Below are 20,070 nucleotides of genomic sequence, written 5' to 3' on the forward strand. Positions count from 1 at the left end.
ACGGTGGTCGTCCCGGTCGAGGGCGAGCGGTGGATCGTGACGCTGTCGGGGGTTCACGGCGACCATCCGCCCGACGACCTCGCGGGGCTACACGAGTTCGCCGAGAGCCTCCCGATCGAGGAGGTCGCCCGACTCGTCGCCGACCGGGAGGTCACGTCGGACGGCGTCCAGCGGTACCCGTTCCCGGCGAGCGTGCGCCGGCGGTACTGGGAACTGGACCGGTTCCCGAAGGGTCTCGTGGTCCTCGGGGACGCGATCGCGAGCTTCAATCCCATCTACGGACAGGGGATGTCGGTCGCGACGCTGGAGGCGCTCTGCCTACACCACGCGCTCGCCGAGGGCGAACCCGACGACCTCGCGCCGCGGTTCTTCGACCGTGCGGAGGACGTCGTCGAGAACGCGTGGAACGTCGCGGTCGGGACCGACTTTCGGTTCGACGAGACGACGGGCCCCAAACCCGTCGGCACCGACCTCCTGAACCGGTATCTCTCCCGGATGACTCGAAAGGCCCACCGTGACGGACGGGTGGCGGACGCGTACACGCGGGTGGTCACGATGGAGCGGCCGCCGACGTCGCTGCTCCGCCCGCGGATCGCGTGGCGCGTCCTCAAGCCCGAAGTGACGGGACCATAGAATCGGCGGATCGCGCGGGGCGTCAGGCGGGGCGCTCGCCCGCGTCCCGGAGGATTCGGTCACGTCGCCGCCGGTCCCGGTCGGCTTCGAGGCGTTCGAACGGCCGTTAGAGTCAAACGGTCACGCGTGCCAGGTTCCGGTATGAGCGTCGAAGGGGCGGAACGGACCATCCGCTGTCTGGTCGCGAAGGTCGGGCTCGACGGCCACGACCGTGGCGCACACGTGATCGCGCGGGCGTTCCGCGACGCGGGCTTCGAGGTGGTCTACTCGGGGCTCCACCGCGCGCCCGAGGAGATCGTCCAGGCGGCGGTCCAGGAGGACGTCGACGTCCTCGGCATCTCGATCCTCTCGGGGGCGCACAACACCCTCGTGCCGAAGGTGATCGACGGGCTCAAAGAGTACGGCGCGTTCGAGGACACCCTGATCCTCGTCGGCGGGATAATCCCCGAGGACGACGTGGCTGAGCTGAAGGACCTCGGCGTCGCGGAGGTGTTCGGCCCGGGGACGCCGATGTCGGAGACGATCGAGTTCGTCCGGAACAACGCCCCGGAGCGCGAGTAGATGTCCGGACCGGACGCGAACGGCGAGACGGGCTCGGCCCGCGAGCGGTCCGGGTCCGCCGAGGGAGGGGTGGAGCTCCGCGACCGGGACGCCGAACTCCTCGAGAGCCTCCTCGCCGGGGACCACCGCGCGCTCGCCCGCGTCATCACCCGGATCGAGGAGCGCGATCCGGGGTACCGCGGGCTCGTCTCGGCGCTGTACGGCCACACCGGCGGGGCGGACGTGATCGGCGTGACGGGCGCGCCCGGCGCGGGCAAGTCCACGCTCGTCGACAAGCTCGCGGCGGCCTATCGCGAGCGGGGCGACACCGTCGGGGTCGTCGCCGTCGATCCCTCCTCGCCGTACTCCGGCGGCGCGGTGCTCGGCGACCGGATCCGGATGGCCTCGAACGTCGGCGACATGGACGTGTTCTTCCGGTCGATGAGCGCGCGCGGCCAACTGGGCGGGCTCTCGATGGCGACCGCGGACGCGGTGAAGGCGCTCGACGCCTTCGGGAAGGACGTGATCCTGATAGAGACCGTGGGAGCCGGACAGAACGAGGTGGACGTGGTCCGCACCGCGGACACCGTCGCGGTGCTGGTCCAGCCCGGCTCCGGCGACGACGTCCAGACGCTGAAGGCGGGAATCTTGGAGATCGGCGACGTCTTCGTCGTCAACAAGGCCGACGTCGACGGCGCGGAACGCGCCCTCGCGGAGTTAGAGGAGATGGTCCACAGACGGGAGGGGTCGACCGCGACCCCGGAAGCCGGCGCGGGCCATCACGGCCCGCACGGCGGCGGGGTGCCGGACGCCGTCGATGCCGACGACCTCGACGATGCCGACGACCCCGACGACTCCGACGACCCCGACGACTCCGACGACCCCGACGCCACCGACGACCTCGACGCCGCCGACGACGAGTGGACGCCCGAGGTGTTGGGAACCGTCGCGGAGACGGGCGAGGGCGTCGAGGAGCTGATCGCCGCGTTCGACGCGCACGCGGCCCACCTCCGCGAGTCCGGCGAACTGGCTCGGACCCGGCGGCGGCGGTACGCCGAGGAGATCCGGACGCTGGTGCGCGCGGACGTCGGCGCGCTCGCGGCCGAGGCGATCGAGCGCCGCGGAGGGATCGAGACGCTCGCGGACCGCGTCCGAACGGGGGAGACGGACCCGTACGGCGTCGCGGCCGAGATCGTCGACCCGATCGCGGCGTGTCTCGAGGCCGACGATCCGGACGGGGAGTAGCCGACGACTCCCACGACTTTAAGTCGCCCGCGAACCAACAGTTTTCCATGAGACTCAGGAACCTCGCCGGGACGGCCCTCCTCGGCGTCGGCGCGCTGGCGGCGGCGAACGTCGGGCTCCGCTACGAAGACGAACTGGAATCGCCGCTCGTCGGCGAGGACGGCACCTTCCGCTGGCGCGGCATGGACGTCGCCTACACCGAGGGCGGCGACCCCGAGGACCCCGACCTCGTGCTCCTCCACGGGATCAACGCCGCCGGCTCCGCCGGGGAGTGGCGCGAGGTCTTCGGCGACCTCACCGCCGACCACCACGTCGTCGCGCCCGACCTTCCCGGATACGGGCGGTCGGACCGGCCGCCGCTCCGGTACTCCGCGGCGCTGTACGAGGACTTCGTCGGCGACTTCCTCGCCGAGTTCGACGAGCCCGCCGTGGTCGCCTCGTCGCTGTCGGCGGCGTACGCGGCCGGGGCGCTCGCGGGCGACTCCGCGAGGGAGGACCTCGAGGTGAGCGGGTTCGTCGGCGTCTGTCCCACGGCCGTCGCCGGACCGAGCCCGCCGAAGCCCTGGCTCCGGGAGCTGATCCGGTCGCCGCTCGTCGGCTCGGCGGTCTTCAACCTGATCGCCTCGAAGCCCTCGATCCGGTACTTCAACGCCGACCACGGCTACTACGACCCCGACGCCCCCACCGAGGAGTGGGTCGACTACGAGTGGCGGACCAGCCACGTCGAGAACGCGCGGTTCGCGCCGGCGTCGTTCGTGTCGGGGTACCTCAACAGCGACGTCGACCTGGCGGCCGCACTCGCCGATCTCGAGGTACCCCCCACGATCGTGTGGGGCCGCGAGGCCGACGTGAGCCCGCTCTCGGACGGCCGCGAGCTCGCGGACGCGTCGGGCGCGCGGCTCGTCGTCTTCGATCGCGCCGCGCTGTTGCCCCACGTCGAGCACCCGAACCGCTTCCTCGAGACCGTCCGCGAGAGCCTCGTCGCCGGCGCGACGGCCTAGCCGAGGCCGCCTCTTTCGTCCCGTCGCGACCACGCCGATATCAGAACTGAATAGCGGGAGGGAAACGATTTAGGTCGCCTGGGCGGAGGCGGGCACATGACCGACGACCCGCTACGCGTGCTCTGTGTCGACGACGAACCCGGACTCGCGGACCTCGTCGCGGCGTACCTCGAGCGCGACGACGGGTTCGACTGCGAGACGACCGTCGAGACCGACCCGAACGCGGCGCTCGAGCGGATCCGTGCGGAGGCGTTCGACTGCGTCGTCACCGACTACGACATGCCCGCCCGAACCGGCGTCGAGCTCCTCGCGTCCGCACGGGAGACGCATCCGGAGCTTCCGTTCCTGCTGTTCTCGGCGACGGAGCCCGACGAGATCGCGGCCGAGATGGTCCGCGTCGGCGTCACCGACTACGTGAGCAAGAACGGCGGTAGCGAGGCGTACACGACGCTCATCCGCCGGGTCGGACACGCGATGGACGGCGACGAGGAGAGGAGCGACGGGTTCGACGCGGGGGGAGTCTCCCTCGACGGGGTCTGTACGGTCGCGCCCGACGGGACCTTCGAGTACGTCTGCGAGGAGTACGGCGAACTGTACGGCTACGACCCCGAGGACCTCGTCGGCGAGCGCTGGCAGCGGCTCCATCCCGACGAGGCGGTCGAACACATCCGGACCGACGTGCTCCCGGCCGTCATGGAGGGCGACCGGTGGACCGGGCGGAGCACCGGTCTCCGGGCCGACGGGAGCACGTTCCCGGAGTCGAAGATGGTGAGCACGACGAGCGACGGCCGCCTCCTCATCTCGGTGTCGGAACGCGGCGGGTCGGGCGCTCGCGCCGACGACTGAGTCGGGATCGGGGGCGTCTCGGCTCACTCGTCGCGGCGCACGTACAGCGTCTTCCGACAGGTCGCGTGGACGGTCCCCGCCTCGTCGACGAGCGAGACCGCGTACTCGCGGTCGGTCGACTCCCCCGGCGCGAGCGTCCCGCGGAGCGCCTCGGTCTCGTCGACCGCGAGTTCGAACTCCGCGTACAGCGTCCCGCGGCCGGGTTCGATGAACTCGATCGCGGCGGACTTGTCCCAGACCGTGAACCCGTCGCCGAGGACGCGCCGGAGCATGGTCATGTACACCGGATCGAGCGCGCCGTAGAGGCTCCCGCCGAAGGTCACGCCGAGCCCGTTCCGCGTCCGCCAGTTGAACGGGACCCGCACGCGGACGTACCGCCACGCCGCGCCGATGTGGTCGACCCGCGCGCCGGTCCCGCGGTAGGCGGGAAGCAGGTTGAACGCGTGCCGCCACAGACGGGTGCGGAGGCTCTCGGCCGGCGGGTTCGGATCGATCGGCCGCGGCTCCGGGTCGCGGTCGATCCCGGTCGGGGAGTCAGTCACGTCCACTCGAGTCGTCTCCGGGGGCAAACGCGTGTCGGAACGCGAGACAACGCGCGGGCGGTTGCCGCGAGGCGTCACGGTCCGCGGGGACGGTTCGAGCGGCGGAGCCGCCGAGCCCCGAAACCCGTATCCCCGCGCGTCCGCAACCGGACACCGATGGAGTGTGACAAGTGCGGGGCCGACGCGATCCACCACGCCGCCTACTCGGGGGCGCACCTCTGTGGCGAGCACCTCTGTCGCTCGGTCGAGAAGCGCGTGAAACGCCGGGTCCGCGAGGACGGGCTGCTCGACCCCGACGCGACCCCCGACGATCCGGACCGCTGGGTGATCGGGCTCTCGGGCGGGAAGGACAGCGTGGTCCTCACCCACGTCCTCGACGACGTGTTCGGAAGGGATCCCCGCGTCGAGATGCTCGCGCTCACGATCCACGAGGGGATCGAGGGCTACCGCGACGAGAGCCTCGACGCCTGCGTCGAACTCGCCGAGGACCGCTCGATCCGCCACGAGGTCGTCTCCTACGACGACGAGTTCGGCGTCCGCATGGACGACGTGGTCGAGACGGACCCGGAGGACATGGCCCCGTGTGCGTACTGTGGCGTGTTCCGCCGGGACGTCCTCGAACGATACGCCGAGGAGTTCGACGCCGACAAGCTGCTGACCGGCCACAACCTCGACGACGAGGCCCAGACCGCGCTGATGAACTTCCTCGAGGGCGACGTCCGGCAGGTCGCGAAACACTTCGACGCCTCGCTCGGCCCCTTCGACGAGCGCGGCGAGACCGACGCGTTCGTCCCCCGCGCCAAGCCGCTTCGGGACGTGCCGGAAAAGGAGGTCGCGCTCTACTGTCACGTCCGCGACCTCCCGGTCCACATGGCCGAGTGTCCCCACGCCGCCGAGGCGTACCGCGGCGAGATCCAGTCGCTGATCCACGACCTCGAGGAGAACCACCCCGGCACGCGCCACTCGATCATGGCCGGCTACGAGGAGCTGTCGGCGCTCACCGCGGAGCGGTATCGGGAGGGCGGCGACGCGACCGATCGCGGAGGCGACGCGACCGACCGCGGCGGCAGCGACGACCGGTCGCTTCGCGAGTGTACCCGCTGCGGCTCGACGACCAGCCGCGAGGTGTGTCGGAAGTGTCGGCTGCTCGATTCGATCGAGGCGGCGTCGTAGCTCGCGGGGTCGGGCGAGCGAAAAACGCGGTGTAAAACGACTCCGGGAGCGCCGCCTTCAGCGGATGACGTCGAGCCCGTTGTTCGTCTCGACGGGCTCGGTGCCGCCGTCGGACTCCCAGGCGGCGCGCTCGGAGCCGCCGGATCCCTGAGCTCCGTTCGTCGCCTCGGTCGCCCGCGAGCGGGAGTCGCCGAGGTCGTCGGCGTCGACCGCGGCGCGGGACTTGTCCGCCTGCTTCTGGGTCGACGGGCCGAGCACCTGCGCGCTCTGGACGCCCGTCATGATCGCCATGACGCGGACCTTCCCCTTGTACTCGTCCTGGATGCGAGCGCCCCAGATGACGTTGGCGCTCGCCTCCAGTCGCTCGGTGATGTTGTTCGCGATCCCCTCGGCCTCCTTCAGCGTGAGGTCGGGGCCGCCCGTGATGTGGACGAGCCCGCCGGAGGCACCGCGGTAGTCGACGTCGAGGAGGGGGTGGTTCATCGCGTCGTTGACCACCTCCTGGGTCTTGTTCTTGTCCTGGGTCTCGCCGACGAGCATGACGGCCACGCCGCCCTGGTTCATGATGGTGGACATGTCGGCGTAGTCCAGGTTGATGAGGCTCGGCTGGGTGATCGTCTCGGAGATCCCCTTCACCGTCTCCGCGATGATCTGGTCCATCACGGAGAACGCCTTCCCGATCGGCAGGTTCGGGACGTAATCGAGCAGGCGGTTGTTGTCGAGGACGATGATCGAGTCGGCCTCGTTGCGGAGGCTCTCTAACCCCTCCTCGGCTTTCACCGTGCGGGCGCGCTCGACGTTGAACGGCGTCGAGACCATCCCGACGACGATAGCGCCCTGCTCTTTGGCGATCTTCGAGACGACGGGGGCGGCACCGGTTCCGGTGCCGCCGCCCATCCCGGCCGTGACGAAGACGAGGTCGGCGTCACCGAGCACCTCCTTTATCGTCCCCTGGGCCATCTCCGTCGCGCGCTCGCCCATCTTGGGGTCGCCGCCGGCACCCAGCCCCTGCGTGAGCGACTTGCCCACGAGGATCTTGGTGTCGGCCTCGATCATCTTGAGGTGCTGTTTGTCCGTGTTGATCGCGACGGTGTCGGCACCGTCGACGCCGATGTTGTACAGGCGGTTGACGGTGTTGTTTCCCGCGCCGCCGGCACCGACGATGACGATACGGGGGTCCCCGAACTCGTCGTCGTCCATGCTGGCGTCCATCTCGCGCTTCTCCGCTTCCGCGTTGTCGAGGGCGTCCTGAACGAGATCCTGCATCGATCTACACCTTGGCCCAGCTGCGGTTGCGGCCGCGCTCCTCGCGCTCGCCGTCCTGTTCGCTCAACATGTCGCGGACGGCCGACCGGATCGCCTCGCTCCGGTTCGGGAACTCCCCCGTCTCGACCATCTGTTCGACCTCGTCTATCTGCTGTTTCGGGATCCGTAGTGTCACACGCTCCATTGTTGTATTCCCCCGGTAAGACGACGCCCACGACACACGCCGTGCGTCTTACAGCCACGGATCGCCCGACGGCGGGGACATCCCTTCGCCGGACGCCGGCTGTAAGACGGTCGTCTTACGCGATTGTAGTCACCGAGGCTACCCTTATAAAATTAACGACGGTCGTAAGACACAGACGAACATCGGCGTATACGGCCTCGAGAGGCGTGTTTTCAGCGTTTATCGGTCCTTCAACACGTCCGCGGCTGGGGTTCGCCGGCCGCAGCCGGGACAGAACGCCCAGTCCGTTCGGACCTCGTCACCGCACTCACAGAAGGCTCGATGCGACTGCTTCTCACCGCAGTTCGGGCAGTATACGTGGTCCTCCGGAACGTTTTCGCCGCATCCGCCGCAGACGTTTTCGCCCGTTTGCACCCCGCGGTCCGCACGTGTCTTACGCGTTTCCGGCTCTGGCTCGGGCTCCGTCTTCCGTGTCACACGCGTGTCCCCGTCGTCGGCCCCAGGGGCGTCGAGCGTGACGTTTACGTTGATCTCACCCGGCGTAGACGGCGTATACGCGTTTTCGGGGTCGCGGCGATCCGGAGCGCCGAGTCGCTCCGTCAACGCCGCGTCGAGCCGGTCGGCGATCAGGTCGTCGATCCGTTCCGTGAGGGCGTCGTCCACGCTTCCCTCGGGGGCGTCCGCGTCCGTCCCGTCGGCCGCGTCGTCGAGGTGAGCGCGGAGCGCCTCGCGCATCACCTCGCTTTTGGAGGCGTCACACGCTTCCAGCCGCTCGACGAGGTCGTCGTCGGCTCGGAAGGTGATCTTGCTCATACCGGTGCGATGGCAACCCCAGTACAAGTATTTTCCCCCTCGTCCGCTCCGCGGCAGACACGTTTCAGCGGCTCGAAACGTCCGCTGCGGCCGGATCGGTCTCCGGCGTTCGACGCCGCCGCGGGCGGACCGTGTGGCGTGGTCACACGTGTGTCTGACACAGGTTTATACGCCTCGCGCGGGCATACGTGAGCACATGAGTAACCGCGTCGAGGACCTCGAACGGCAGGTCGCGGAGCTGCAGGCGGCGGTCAACGGGCTCACCGAGGAGCTCGTGGAGATGAAAGAGCGCGTCCGACAGGTGGAGGACGCCCAGGAGGTGGCGGTCGACGCGGAGGCCGCCGCGGCCGTCCCCGAGGAGCCGCCGTCGGACGAGTCCGACGCGTCCGACGCGCCGACGGAGAGCGAACGCCGGACGCACTCCGACGACCACGTCGAGGTCGTCGAACGGACCGGCGGCCCCTCGAGCCCCGGGGAGGCGGCCGGCAGCGATCCCGAGCGCGCGGACGCGGAGTCGCCCGCCGCCGAGGACGGGGAGCCCGCTCCCGAGACGGCGGGAGACGGCGAGGCCGCCGACGCGGACGGCGGCGACGCCGAGGACGGGGAGTCCGACGACAGCGACATCATCGTCGCGTAAGCCGGCGTCCGTATCCCGCCATGCACATCACTGAAGTAGTCCTGGACGGTTTCAAGAGCTTCGGGCGGACCACGAGGATCCCCTTCTACGAGGACTTCACGGTCGTCACGGGGCCGAACGGCTCCGGGAAGTCGAACATCATCGACGGGATCCTGTTCGCGCTCGGGCTGGCGCGCACCCGCGGGATCCGAGCCAAGAAGCTCACCGACCTCATCTACAACCCCGGCCACGAGGACGGCGAGGCGGCCGGCGGCCCGAAGGAGGCGTCCGTCACCGTCGTCCTGTCGAACGAGGACGGGACGCTCGACCGCTCCCAGGTCGTCTCGGCGGCCGGCTCCGAGAACGTCGGCGACGTCTCGGAGATCACGATCAAACGGCGGGTGAAGGAGACCGAGGAGAACTACTACTCGTACTACTACCTCAACGGGCGCTCCGTGAACCTCTCCGACGTTCGCGACCTGCTCGCGGCCGCCGGCGTCACGCCGGAGGGCTACAACGTCGTCATGCAGGGCGACGTGACCGAGATCATCAACATGACCCCCTACCAGCGGCGGGGGATAATCGACGAGATCGCGGGCGTCGCGGAGTTCGACGAGAAGAAGGAGGCCGCCTTCGAGGAGCTCGACACGGTGAAAGACCGGATCGGAGAGGCCGACCTCCGGATCGACGAGAAACGGGAGCGGCTCGATCAGCTCTCCGAGGAGCGCGAGACCGCCCTCGAGTACCAGTCGCTCCGCGAGGAGCTCGAGCAGTACCGCGGGTATCGGCAGGCCTCGGAGCTGGAGGACAAACGCGACTCGTTCGCCGACGTCGAAGCGGAGATCGAGGAGGCGGAGGCGGAACTCGAGGAGCTCCGCGTCGAACTCGACACCAGACAGGGGACGGTCACCCGCCTCGAGGAGGACCTGGCCGACCTCAACCACGAGATCGAGACCAAAGGCGAGGACGAACAGATCGCCATCCGGTCGGAGATCGAGGAGATCAAAGGCGAGATCTCCCGGCTGGAGGGGAAGATCGAGGCGGCCGAGGAACGCGCCGACGACGCCGAGACGGAACGGCGGAACGCGTTCGTCCAGATCGACCGCAAACAGGAGACGATAGACGACCTCGAGTCGGAGATCCGGGAGACGAAAGTCGAGAAGGCGTCGCTCAAGTCCGAGCTCGCGACGAAGCGGTCGGAGCTGGCGGAGGTGGAAGCCGAGATCGAGGGAGCAGACACCGAGTTCGACGAGCTGAAGGACGAGCTCGCCGACAAGAAGGAGCGGCTCGAGTCCCTCCGCGAGGAGAAGAACCGCCACCAGCGCGAGAAGGACCGGCTGCTCGACGAGGCCCGCCGGCGCTCGAACGCGGTCGAGGAGACCCGTGCGGACCTCGATGCGGCCCGCGAGGAGGTCCCCGACCTGAAAGCCCGGATCTCCGAGCTCCGCGGCGAGCTCGACAAAGCCGAGAAGAACGAGTCGAAGATCGAGGACGTCGTCGCCGACCTCTTCGCCGAGAAGGCCGAACGGAAGGAGGAGTTGGAGGCGGTCGAGGACGACCTCCGCGAGAAGCAGAACGAGTACGCGAAGCTGGAGGCGGCCGCGAGCGAGCGGGGCGACACCTCCTGGCCGCGGGCGGTCACCGAGGTGAAGAACGGCGGCATCGACGGCGTCCACGGCGCGGTCGGCGAGCTCGGCTCCGTCGAGGCGGAGTACGCCGAGGCGTGTGAGACCGCCGCCGGCGGGCGGCTCGCGAACGTCGTCGTCGACGACGACGGCGTCGGATCGACGTGTATCGACTACCTGAAGCAACGGAACGCGGGGCGGGCGACGTTCCTGCCGATCACGAAGATGGACGACCGCGGTCTCCCCCGCAAACCCTCGATGCCGGGCGTCGTCGACTTCGCGCGGAACCTCGTCGAGTACGACTCGCGGTACGAGTCGGTCTTCTCGTACGTGCTCGGCTCGACGCTCGTCGTCGAGGACATGGCGACCGCCCGCGATCTGATGGGCGACTACCGGATGGTCACCCTCGAGGGCGACCTCGTCGAGAAGTCGGGCGCGATGACCGGCGGCTCCGGCGGCGGCTCCCGGTACGCGTTCACGAAGTCCGGCGGCGGCAAGCTCGAGCGGCTCGCCGAGGAGATCGGCGAGTTGGAGGACGAGCGGCGCGAACTCGAGGCCGCGATCGACGACCTGGACGCCGACATCGACGACGCCCGCGAGCGGAAGGCGGACGCCGCGGACCGCGTCCGATCGCTGGAGGGCGACGTCGAACGCGCCGAGGAGGAACTCGCGGAGACCGAGGCCCGGATCGAGGAGCTGGAGGCGGAACTCGAGGAGCTCCGCGCGGAGCGCGAGTCGGTCGACGAGGAGATGAACGGGATCGACGAGACGATCGACGCGCTCGACGCGGACGTCGACCGGCTGGAGGGCGACGTCGAGGAGATCGAGGCCGAGCTCGCCGACTCGAAGATTCCGGAGCTCTCCGAGGAGGCAGACGGGATCCGCGAGGAGATCGCCGAGCTGGAAGATCGCATGGACGACCTCGACGCCCGGCAGAACGAGCTGGAGCTCGAAAAGGAGTACGCCGAGGAGGCCGTCGACGACCTCCACGACACGGTCGAGGAGGCACAGAACAGAAAGAGCGAGGCCGAGGAGGCGATCGCCGACCACGAGGAGACCATCGCCGAGAAGGAGGAGACGCTGGAGGCCAAACGCGAGTCGATAGCGGAGCTGGAAGCGGAGATCGCGGACCTGAAGGAGGACCGCGAGGCGCTCCGCGAGGAGATCCGGGAGGCGACACGGAAGCGCGACGAACAGCGTTCGCTCGTCGCCGACGCGGAGTCCGAGCTCTCCGATCTCACGGACCGGCGGGACCGCCTGGAGTGGGAGATCGACGAGCTGGAGTCGCAGGTCGGCGAGTACGACCCCGAGGAGGTCCCCGACATCGACGAGGTCGAGTCGCGGATCGAGGAGGTGGAAGCCGAGATGGAGGCGCTGGAGCCGGTCAACATGCTCGCGATAGACGAGTACGACGAGGTCGAGGCCGAGCTCGAGACGCTCGAGGAGCGCCGCGACGTGCTCGTCGAGGAGCGCGACGCGATCACCGAACGGATCGAGGGGTACGAGGCGGAGAAGAAGGCGACGTTCATGGAGACGTTCGAGTCGATAAACGACCACTTCCGCGACATCTTCTCACGGCTGTCGGCCGGCAGCGGCGAGCTCCTCCTGGAGAACCCCGAGGACCCCTTCGAGGAGGGACTGACGATGAAGGCACAGCCGGCGGACAAGCCGGTCCAGCGGCTCGAGGCGATGAGCGGCGGGGAGAAGTCGCTGACCGCGCTCTCCTTCATCTTCGCGGTCCAGCGACACAACCCCGCTCCGTTCTACGCGCTCGACGAGATCGACGCCTTCCTCGACGCGGTCAACGCCGAGCGGGTCGGCGAGATGATAGAGGAGCTGGCCGCCGACGCCCAGTTCGTCGTGGTCGGGCACCGCTCGGCGCTTTTAGAGCGCTCGGACCGCGCCATCGGCGTCACGATGCAGGGCGACAACCTCTCCGCCGTGACCGGGATGCGGTTCGGCGGGGACGGCGACGGCGACGAGGAGGCGGAGGTGAGCGCGGATGACTGACGACGGCTCGGCAGACGCCGGAGCGGGCGGCGGCGTGCCCGATCTGGACCTGACGAGCGACCGCGACGGGGCGGGAGATCCCCCACCGTTCGGCGGCGACGCCTCCGACTCCGCCGCGACCGCGACGGATGATTCCGATCCCGCCGCCGAACCCGATCCGGCGACCGGTCCCGACCCCGACGAGGGCGAGGTCGAGCCCGTCGAGCTGCTCGTCCAGCTCGCGGAGGAGGGCGAGATCGAGCCGTGGGACATCGACATCGTCCGGGTGACCGACGCCTTCCTCGAGAGGCTCGACGAGACGGACCTCCGGACGACGGGTCGCGCGCTGTTCTACGCGAGCGTCCTGCTCCGGATGAAAAGCGACGGAATGCTCGCCGAGGACGACGAGGACGACGAGCCCGAGCGGGAGCCGTGGGAGGCGGCGATGGAGGGCGGTGCCGCCGACCCCGCCGACCCGGAGTTCGACCCGATCGACCGGCTGGAGGCGGAGATGGACCGGCGGCTCGACCGCAAGAACACCCGCGGGTCGCCGGAGACGCTCGACGAGCTGGTCCGCGAGCTTCGCGAGGCGGAACGCGACTCCTGGTGGAAGGAGTCCCGCGAGTACGACACCTCGGAGTCGCCGACCGGCTACGGCCGGGGGACCCAGACGCTGGATTACCACGCCGGCGACGAGTTCCGCCGCGACGGCGAGCCGACCGCCGGGGAGGCGACCGACCGCACCCACGACGAGGACATCGAGGAGGTGATAGGGGAGGTGGAGACCGCCCTCCGTCCGCACTTCGAGGGCGGGCGCGCGGAGGTGCTGTTCGCCGAGGTGGAGTCGGCGGGCGGCCGCCCGTTCATGACGTTCCTCGCGCTGCTTTTCATGGCCCACCGGGGAAGCGTCCGGCTCCGCCAGGACGACCTGTTCGGCGACCTCTGGATCGGCGACCCTGCGGCGGCGACGGGCGAGAGCGAGGCGCTCGCGGACTGAGGCGGCCCCCGATCGCCCGTCCCGCCCTCCGGATCACCGCGAGTCCCCGGCGACACGTTCATTGAGCCCCCGGAGACAGTACGTCCCGTGAGGGAGTTCGTCGCGACCGACCCCGCGCTCGCGGCCGTGGTCGCCGCGCTGTGGATCGCCCTGCTGTTGTACGGCCTGTCGGCGGTCTGGTGGGTCTTCGAGTCGGCGGTGCTCGCCCGGGGCGGCCGGGTCGACCCCGAGGACGTGGAGTGGGGCTACGAGGACGTCCAGGTCCGGATACTCACGATCGACGCGGAGGCGGTGGTCCAGGCGACCGTGAACGCGGTCCCGGACGGGCTCGACGACGTGCGGGTGATCGCCGAGGCACCGATCGACGTCGACGGCGCGTTGGTCCACGTCGTCCCCGAGGAGTTCGAGTGCGCGGCGACGAACAAGGGGCGGGCGGTCGAGTGGGCGCGCCGCGAGGTGCCCTGCGACCGCGAGTACGTCCTCTACCTCGACGAGGACACGATCATGGCCGGCTTCGAGGGGCTGCCCGACGCCGACGTGGTCCAGTTCACGGAGAAGCCGCTGTACACGGGGTCGCGGATCGCGTACCTCAGCGAGGTGTTTCGGGTGGGTTACCAGTACGAGCAGTTCGCGTTCCGTCGGTTGAACTACCCGCTGTACGCGTGGGGCGGCGGGGTCGCGATCCGGCGCTCGCTGGAGGACGCGATCACGTGGGACGTCGCGACGATCACGGAGGACACGAACTTCATCTGGCGGGCGGCGGACCGGGAGGGCGTCTCCTTCGCCGTGCTCGACGTGCGGTTCCGCAACCAGGCACCGCCGTCCCTGCGGGCGATGGCGAAACAGCGCCGCCGATGGATCTCCGGCACCCGCGCGGACGGGCACCTCCTCCCCTCCCTCTACCGGCCGTTGTACTACACGCGCATCGTCGCGTGGGCGTTCTCGCCGCTGGTCCCGCTCCTCGTGTTCGCCGCCGCCGTCTTCCCCGGCACGGCACCCGGGATGGAGTGGTATCGGACCGCGTCGCTCGCGCTGTTCGGCGTCCTGTTCGTCTACACGCTCGTCGGCGCGTCGGGGTACGACAAACACCCGCTCACGTGGCCGCTGTACCTCCTCTTGACGCCGATCGCCTTCCTCGCGCACTCGGTCGGGGCGCTGTGGGGCGTCGTCAGCCCGGTGACGACCTTCGAGGTGACGGAGAAGGTGACGCCCGAGACGGTCGAGTCCGTCCACGAGACGATGGACGAGGGCGCGTTGAGCAGCCACGACGGTTCCGAGCGGCTGACTCGCGAGTCCGACGAGGAGTTCACGTTCGACGTGTTCGACGACTGAGAGGGAAGGAGTCCGACCCGGCGACGCGCGCTCCGAAGCCCCATCGCCGACCGCAGAACGGAGAGCGTGGGACGGTCTACAGGTACTCGCCGAGCAGCGGCTCGACGCGTTCTTTGGTCTCCTCGGGGATCGCCTCCGTCGGCGTGTTGACCGTGCCCTCGAGCGCGGTGTGCGCCTCGCACGTGTGGTCCTCCGGGAGCGTCCGGACCGCCTCCTCGACGGCGGCCTTGATCGCCTCTTGGTTCCGCTCGGCGTTCTCTAAGACCTCCTCGAGCGTCACCTCGCTGTCCTCCTTCCACACGTCGTAGTCGGTGACGCCCGCGATCGTCGCGTACGCGATCTCGGCCTCGCGGGCAAGCTTCGCTTCGGGGATCGCGGTCATGCCGACGAGGTCCCAGCCTTGGCTCTTGTAGAACTCCGACTCCGCGCGCGTGGAGTACTGCGGCCCCTCGATACAGACGTAGGTGCCGCCCTTCACGACGGGCGTGGGGTCGTCGCCGTCGCCGCCGACCGCCGACTCGGCGGCCGCGGTCAGGTGGTCGACGAGTTCCGGGCTGTACGGGTCCGCGAACGGCTGGTGGACGACGACGCCGTCGCCGTAAAAGGAGAGGTCGCGTCGCTTGGTCCGGTCGTAGATCTGGTCGGGGACGACGAGCGTGCCGGGTTCGAGTTCCTCCTTGAGGCTGCCGACTGCGTTCGATGCGAAGACGTGGGTCACGCCCGCCTCCTTCAGGGCGTACATGTTGGCGCGGTACGGGAGGTCCGTGGGCGAGACGCCGTGGTCCGATCCGTGCCGCGGGAGGAACGCGACCTCCCGGCCCGTGTCGGCGAACTCGCCGATCGTGACCGCGTCGCTCGGCTCGCCGTACGGCGTGTCGTACTCGACCTCGCGCACGTCGTTCAGGGGGAGCGCCTCGTAGATCCCGCTGCCGCCGATGAAGCCGATGGTGCTCATACCCCGGATCGGCCCGCTCGCCACTTATAGGACCTGAAACGGACCGACGGCGCGGCTCACGGTCAGGCCTCCATCCGCGGGCGCGACTGCGACCGATCAGAGCAGCGTCCGCACCGCCACGAGCGCCAGCCCGCTCACGACGAGCAGGTGGACGAGGACGACCCCGACCGGCGCGAGGCCGACCGCCCGAAGGTCACGGGCCCGGATCGACAGCCCGAGGCCGACGAACGCGACGAGAAAGAGGGCGTCGGACACCGCGGTGATCGAGTCGATCGCGGCGGGCGAGAGCGCCCCGCTATTGGCGATCGCGGCGACGAGCAGGAAACCGAGCAGGAACTTTGGGAACTCCGCCCACAGCTCGCGGGCCTCCGGGTCCGTCGCCGACCGCGCCGCGTACGCGACCGAGTAGGCGACGGCGACGCCGCCCAGAAGCGAGTTGCGCGCGAGCTTCGTCACCGTCGCCCACTGGCCCGCCTCGGCGGAGTGCGCGAACCCCGCGGCCGCGACCGGTCCGGTCGAGAACATGCTCACGCCCGCCCACACGCCGAACTGCCGGGCGGTGAGGCCGAGCCACTCGCCAGCCAGCGGGAACGCCACGAGCGTGACCGCGTCGAAGAGGAGGACCGTCGCGGCCGCGAAGGTGAGCGCCGCCCCGCGCGCCTCCAGCACCCGGCCGACGGCGACGACGGCGGAGACGCCGCAGACGCTCGCGCCGGCCGCCAGGAGCGACGGCGTCGTTCCCCCGATCCGGAAGAGGCCGCGCGCCACCGCCTCCGAGAGCAGGAGCCCGCCGGCGACGGCGACGACCACGAGCCCGACGACCGTCGGCCCGGCCGCGGCCAGCTCCTCGATCGCGATCGCCGCGCCGAGCAGAACGATCCCGGTCTCCAAGGCGAGCTTGTGGAGGGAGACGCCCGGTTCGGCGGCGGCGGGCGTGCCGACGGTGTTCGCGGCGACGACCCCCGAAGCGACCGCGACGACCAGCGGTTGGAGTCCCGGTACCGCCCCGCCGAGCAGCGTCGCGAACAGCGCGCCGCCGCCGAGCAGGGTCAGTCCGGGGACGTACGGCCGGAGGTCGTCGAGAAGCGTCATGGGACGGGGTAGAGCGCGATGTGGGCCGCGACGATCGCGAGCCCCAGACACAGCGCCTGCCAGCCGCGGTCGAGGGAGCGCCAGCGGCGGGCGAGACGCGTGCCGTCGACGGAGCCCGATCCGTCCCCGTCTCCCGGTCCGTCGAGGTCGCTCGATCCGTCACCCTCCTCGCCGGTCATACGGAGCCGGATCCGCGCGTCGGCGTCTTACGCGTGTCGCTCGGCGGGAGGATCTCCGGAACCCTCCTCCGAGATCCCGCGTCGGGCGGGTCGGTCAGTCGCCCGCCTCGACGGCGGCCGACGGCTCCTCGGAAGCGGCCGCTTCGCCGTCGTCGGCATCGGCGGCATCGGTAGCGGTGGCGTCGCCGCTGGCGCCCCCTTCGCCGGTCCGCGGGAAGTTGTCGATCGTCGCCGCGCGGAACGCCGCCTCGTCGAATTCGTACTCCGAATCGAGGAACTCGAGGACGGTGCGCGTGTCGATCATCGCGTTCTTCAGCGCCGTCGACGCGCCCGGCGAGGGCGTGATGTTGAAGAGGATCCCGTCCCCGCGGATCTTCGCTTCGCCCATGTCGAGCTCCCTCGACTCCGTGTCGACGATCTGTGGACGGACTCCGCCGTACCCCTTCGCGCGGTCGATGTCCTCGACGTCGACGCTCGGGACGACCTTCCGGACGTGCGGGAGGAACTGCCGTTTCCCCACGACCGGCAGGTCGTACACCAGGTTCCGGACCACGTACGGGAACAGGATCCTGTCGGCGAGGACGTTCGCGTAACTCAGGAGCGACGACGGCGTGAACCCGAAGACGTCGGCGAAGTCGCCCACCGTCGAGAGCTCGCCGCGCTCGAGCGCCGGAACGAGCTTCGCGGTCGGCCCGAAGCGCGTGACGCTCCCGTCGTGGACGTCGGCGTCGCCGTGGACCGCCGCGAAGGGCAGCTTCTTCATCTGGAGGGTGTACACCTTCCCGTTCAACAGGTCGTCGGCGAGGAAGAAGCTCCCCGCGACCGGAAGCAGCGACATGTCCTCGCCGTACCCCATCTCCTGGGCGAACTGGAGGCTGTGTGACCCGGCGGCGACGGCGACCGCGTCGGCCGCGAAGTCGCCGTCGTCGGTCTCGACGGTGAAGCCGTCGCCGCCCTCGTCGACGTTCGTCACCGTCGTCCCGAGGTGGACCGAGACGCCCTCCTCGGCGCGGGCCGCCTCGACGAACGACTCCGCGATCATGCCGTAATCGAGGACGTAGCCGTCGGGGGTCTGGAGCGCCATGAGCTCGGTGTCGGGGTCGCGCCCCTCGACGACCTTCGGCTCGATCTCGGCGATCTCCTCGCGGCCGATCGGCTCGAGTTTGGGGAAGAGCTCGCCGAACCCCTCGTCGTGGTAGCGGGCCTCCAGCTCCGCGACCTCCTCGCTCCCGACCGCGAGCACCATCTTGCTGCGCTTGCTGTGCATCTCGCGGTCGGGGTCGACGTTCTCGAGGTACCCGGCGAGCAGCTCCGCGCCCTCCTTGACCTCCTCGGCCTTCTCGAGCGTGTAGTTCGTCTCGATGTCGCCGAAGTGAAGCGTCTGGGAGTTGTTCGTGTGGTGGGAGTTCACCGCCGCGATCTCTGGCTCCTTCTCGATGAGCGTGACGTCGTCGACGTCGGTGAACTTCGAGACCGTGTACAGAAGCGATGCCCCGCTTATTCCCCCGCCGATGACGATGAGGTCTGTGTGGTCCGACATGCGTGAGGCTCCGTCTCGCGGAGCGTACCGTCTTGGGAGTTAATTGACTTCCTATTCCGCGCCGTCGGGCTCGCTCCTCCGGGCGTCGACCCGAAGTCGTCCCCTCCGACCCGCGGAGTCAGGCCCGGACCGTCCGATATCGCTCCCGGAATTGATCGAAGAGCACACGTCCAGCGTCGGTGCGGAGCCGCGACTCCGTCGTCGCGAAGAACTCCTCGAGCGCGTCGTACTCCGCGAACGCCTCCGGCTCCCCGTCGGCGGGGTCGTAGCGGTCGTCCCGCTCGTAGACGACCGCCTGGAGGCAGGTGTCGAGGAGGTCACACTCCTTGACGAGGACCGCCTCCGGCGTCTCGCGGGCCTCGTACGCCTCCCACGCGTCGCGGACGCGGTCGGGGAGCGGACCGGCGAGGTCGGCCATCGCGGCGCGCTCGGCCGCCTCCTTCTCGTCGCGGTCGACCGGTTCCGCCGTCGAGTCCGCCCGCGTCGCCACGTCGCCCGTCTCCGCCTCGGCGACGTCGTGGACGACCGCGAGCCGGAGCGCGCGGTCGAGATCGACGCCGGGCAGGTCGTCGCGAAAGCGGTCGCCGAGCGCCAAGACGAGGTACGCGACCCCCCAGGAGTGTGCGGCGACCGACTCGGGGTCGTCGACGCCGCGGAGCTGCCAGCCGGTCCGCCCCTCGTCTTTGAGCGCGTACGCGTCGAGGAGAGCGTCGACGACGTGGCCCGCGTCCATCGCTCACTCCGCGAGCGCCCAGGTCCCCTCGCCGACCGCCTCGACCACGCCGCGGCGCTCCATCTCCGCGAGCACCTCGTCGAGCCGGCCGGGCTGGGCGACCTCCATCTCGATGCGGCCGACCCCGTGGTCGGCCTCGAGGTGGTGACGGACCGCCTCGCGGTCGAACGTCGTCGCGTCGGCGCGCGCCATCGCGCCCGCGATGATGTCGATCATGTCCTCGATGAAGTTCCACGGGTAGACGACCCAGGTCCACGTCTCGAGGCGCTCGCCGACGAAGTCGGGCTCGAACTCGGAGGTGGAGAGGAGCTGGAGCGTCGCGGTGCGGACGGTGGCGGCGTCGCGCTCCTCGACGTACTCCTCGGCGCGGCGGATCGACCCGCCGGTGTCGGCGATGTCGTCGATGATCAACACGTCCTTGTCCTCGACGCTGCCCTCCGGCATCGGGTAGCGGATCTGCGGCTCGTCCGACTTGTCGGCCGCGCCGACGTAGTGTTCCATCTTGAGGCTCGTGAGGTCGTCGAGCCCGAGGAAGTCGCAGGTACAGCGGCCGGCGAACCAGCCCCCTCGGGCGAGCGCGACGACGACGTCCGGCTCGAAGTCGGCGCGTTTCACCGCGTTCGAGACGTTCCGACAGAGCCCGTAGATGTACTCCCAGTTGGTCACGGTACAGTCGAAGTCGTCCGGGAGCTCGCTCATACCTCGGGAGTCGCCCGCGCCAGCATAAGGGTTTGCGGAACGGTCGCCGGGATCGTCCGGGGCCGACCCC

20 protein-coding genes are annotated in these 20,070 nt (G+C 69.8%); 10 read left to right on the forward strand and 10 right to left on the reverse strand.

Going from position 1 to position 20,070, the window contains the following annotated elements:
* Window positions 1-3: 3 nt before the first annotated feature.
* The 5 genes from AXA68_RS16965 to AXA68_RS00615 all read left to right on the forward strand — a co-directional run bounded on the left by AXA68_RS16965 (window position 4) and on the right by AXA68_RS00615 (window position 4,265).
* On the forward strand, window positions 4-633 hold the full coding sequence (locus tag AXA68_RS16965) for a hypothetical protein (RefSeq protein WP_198530001.1): 630 nt from the start codon (window positions 4-6) through the stop codon (window positions 631-633).
* A 141-nt stretch (window positions 634-774) separates the two neighbouring features.
* Window positions 775-1,194 carry a cobalamin B12-binding domain-containing protein gene (locus AXA68_RS00600; protein WP_066411408.1) on the forward strand — a complete coding sequence of 140 codons (420 nt, stop codon included), beginning with the start codon at window positions 775-777 and terminating at the stop codon, window positions 1,192-1,194.
* Entirely contained in the window at window positions 1,195-2,418 is a 1,224-nt protein-coding gene (meaB, locus tag AXA68_RS00605) for a methylmalonyl Co-A mutase-associated GTPase MeaB (RefSeq protein WP_080505123.1), read from the forward strand.
* A 47-nt stretch (window positions 2,419-2,465) separates the two neighbouring features.
* On the forward strand, window positions 2,466-3,419 hold the full coding sequence (locus tag AXA68_RS00610; RefSeq protein WP_066411409.1) for an alpha/beta fold hydrolase: 954 nt from the start codon (window positions 2,466-2,468) through the stop codon (window positions 3,417-3,419).
* 96 nt (window positions 3,420-3,515) lie between these two features.
* Complete coding sequence (locus tag AXA68_RS00615; protein ID WP_066411412.1) at window positions 3,516-4,265, forward strand: response regulator; 750 nt, start codon at window positions 3,516-3,518, stop codon at window positions 4,263-4,265.
* A gap of 23 nt (window positions 4,266-4,288) precedes the next feature.
* Here the strand turns inward: AXA68_RS00615 and AXA68_RS00620 are convergent, their stop codons facing one another.
* Window positions 4,289-4,807, reverse strand: coding sequence for a DUF4442 domain-containing protein (locus AXA68_RS00620; protein WP_066411420.1), 519 nt, complete (start codon window positions 4,805-4,807; stop codon window positions 4,289-4,291).
* A gap of 156 nt (window positions 4,808-4,963) precedes the next feature.
* Between AXA68_RS00620 and ncsA the strand changes: the two genes are divergently transcribed.
* Complete coding sequence (gene ncsA, locus AXA68_RS00625) at window positions 4,964-5,980, forward strand: tRNA 2-thiolation protein NcsA (protein ID WP_066411421.1); 1,017 nt, start codon at window positions 4,964-4,966, stop codon at window positions 5,978-5,980.
* Between the two features lie 57 nt (window positions 5,981-6,037).
* Here the strand turns inward: ncsA and ftsZ are convergent, their stop codons facing one another.
* The 3 genes from ftsZ to AXA68_RS00640 all read right to left on the reverse strand — a co-directional run bounded on the left by ftsZ (window position 6,038) and on the right by AXA68_RS00640 (window position 8,243).
* Window positions 6,038-7,246, reverse strand: a complete 1,209-nt coding sequence (gene ftsZ / locus AXA68_RS00630; RefSeq protein ID WP_066411422.1) for a cell division protein FtsZ — start codon at window positions 7,244-7,246, stop codon at window positions 6,038-6,040.
* Between the two features lie 4 nt (window positions 7,247-7,250).
* Window positions 7,251-7,430, reverse strand: coding sequence for a ribbon-helix-helix domain-containing protein (locus tag AXA68_RS00635; protein WP_066411425.1), 180 nt, complete (start codon window positions 7,428-7,430; stop codon window positions 7,251-7,253).
* 219 nt (window positions 7,431-7,649) lie between these two features.
* The gene (locus tag AXA68_RS00640) at window positions 7,650-8,243 is read right to left on the reverse strand and encodes a double zinc ribbon domain-containing protein (RefSeq protein WP_066411428.1); all 594 of its coding nucleotides are present in this window, start codon (window positions 8,241-8,243) and stop codon (window positions 7,650-7,652) included.
* Between the two features lie 196 nt (window positions 8,244-8,439).
* Here AXA68_RS00640 and AXA68_RS00645 point away from each other — a divergent pair, with 196 nt between their 5' ends.
* From AXA68_RS00645 to AXA68_RS00660, 4 genes are all read left to right on the forward strand, one after another.
* Window positions 8,440-8,880, forward strand: a complete 441-nt coding sequence (locus tag AXA68_RS00645) for a DUF7518 family protein (protein WP_066411431.1) — start codon at window positions 8,440-8,442, stop codon at window positions 8,878-8,880.
* A gap of 20 nt (window positions 8,881-8,900) precedes the next feature.
* Window positions 8,901-12,494, forward strand: a complete 3,594-nt coding sequence (smc, locus tag AXA68_RS00650; RefSeq protein WP_066411434.1) for a chromosome segregation protein SMC — start codon at window positions 8,901-8,903, stop codon at window positions 12,492-12,494.
* Window positions 12,487-13,470, forward strand: a complete 984-nt coding sequence (locus AXA68_RS00655; RefSeq protein WP_066411436.1) for a segregation and condensation protein A — start codon at window positions 12,487-12,489, stop codon at window positions 13,468-13,470. Before smc ends, AXA68_RS00655 begins: the two co-directional genes overlap by 8 nt.
* A gap of 87 nt (window positions 13,471-13,557) precedes the next feature.
* Entirely contained in the window at window positions 13,558-14,802 is a 1,245-nt protein-coding gene (locus AXA68_RS00660) for a glycosyltransferase (RefSeq protein WP_066411438.1), read from the forward strand.
* Between the two features lie 76 nt (window positions 14,803-14,878).
* Here the strand turns inward: AXA68_RS00660 and mtnP are convergent, their stop codons facing one another.
* From mtnP to AXA68_RS00690, 6 genes are all read right to left on the reverse strand, one after another.
* Window positions 14,879-15,757 (reverse strand): S-methyl-5'-thioadenosine phosphorylase, encoded by an 879-nt coding sequence (gene mtnP / locus AXA68_RS00665; protein ID WP_066411442.1) that lies wholly within the window; start codon window positions 15,755-15,757, stop codon window positions 14,879-14,881.
* A 96-nt stretch (window positions 15,758-15,853) separates the two neighbouring features.
* Window positions 15,854-16,849: a YeiH family protein gene (locus tag AXA68_RS00670; protein WP_066411444.1), complete on the reverse strand. Its 996-nt coding sequence runs from the start codon at window positions 16,847-16,849 to the stop codon at window positions 15,854-15,856.
* Entirely contained in the window at window positions 16,846-17,028 is a 183-nt protein-coding gene (locus AXA68_RS00675) for a hypothetical protein (protein ID WP_066411446.1), read from the reverse strand. The genes AXA68_RS00670 and AXA68_RS00675 overlap by 4 nt, the downstream gene beginning before the upstream one ends.
* Window positions 17,029-17,122: 94 nt before the next feature.
* Entirely contained in the window at window positions 17,123-18,568 is a 1,446-nt protein-coding gene (locus AXA68_RS00680; RefSeq protein WP_066411448.1) for an FAD-dependent oxidoreductase, read from the reverse strand.
* A gap of 118 nt (window positions 18,569-18,686) precedes the next feature.
* Window positions 18,687-19,301, reverse strand: a complete 615-nt coding sequence (locus AXA68_RS00685) for an HD domain-containing protein (RefSeq protein ID WP_066411449.1) — start codon at window positions 19,299-19,301, stop codon at window positions 18,687-18,689.
* 3 nt (window positions 19,302-19,304) lie between these two features.
* Window positions 19,305-20,000 (reverse strand): phosphoribosyltransferase, encoded by a 696-nt coding sequence (locus AXA68_RS00690; RefSeq protein ID WP_066411452.1) that lies wholly within the window; start codon window positions 19,998-20,000, stop codon window positions 19,305-19,307.
* Between the last annotated feature and the right edge of the window lie 70 nt (window positions 20,001-20,070).

The sequence above is a fragment of the Halorubrum aethiopicum genome (assembly GCF_001542905.1).
Taxonomy (GTDB): domain Archaea; phylum Halobacteriota; class Halobacteria; order Halobacteriales; family Haloferacaceae; genus Halorubrum; species Halorubrum aethiopicum.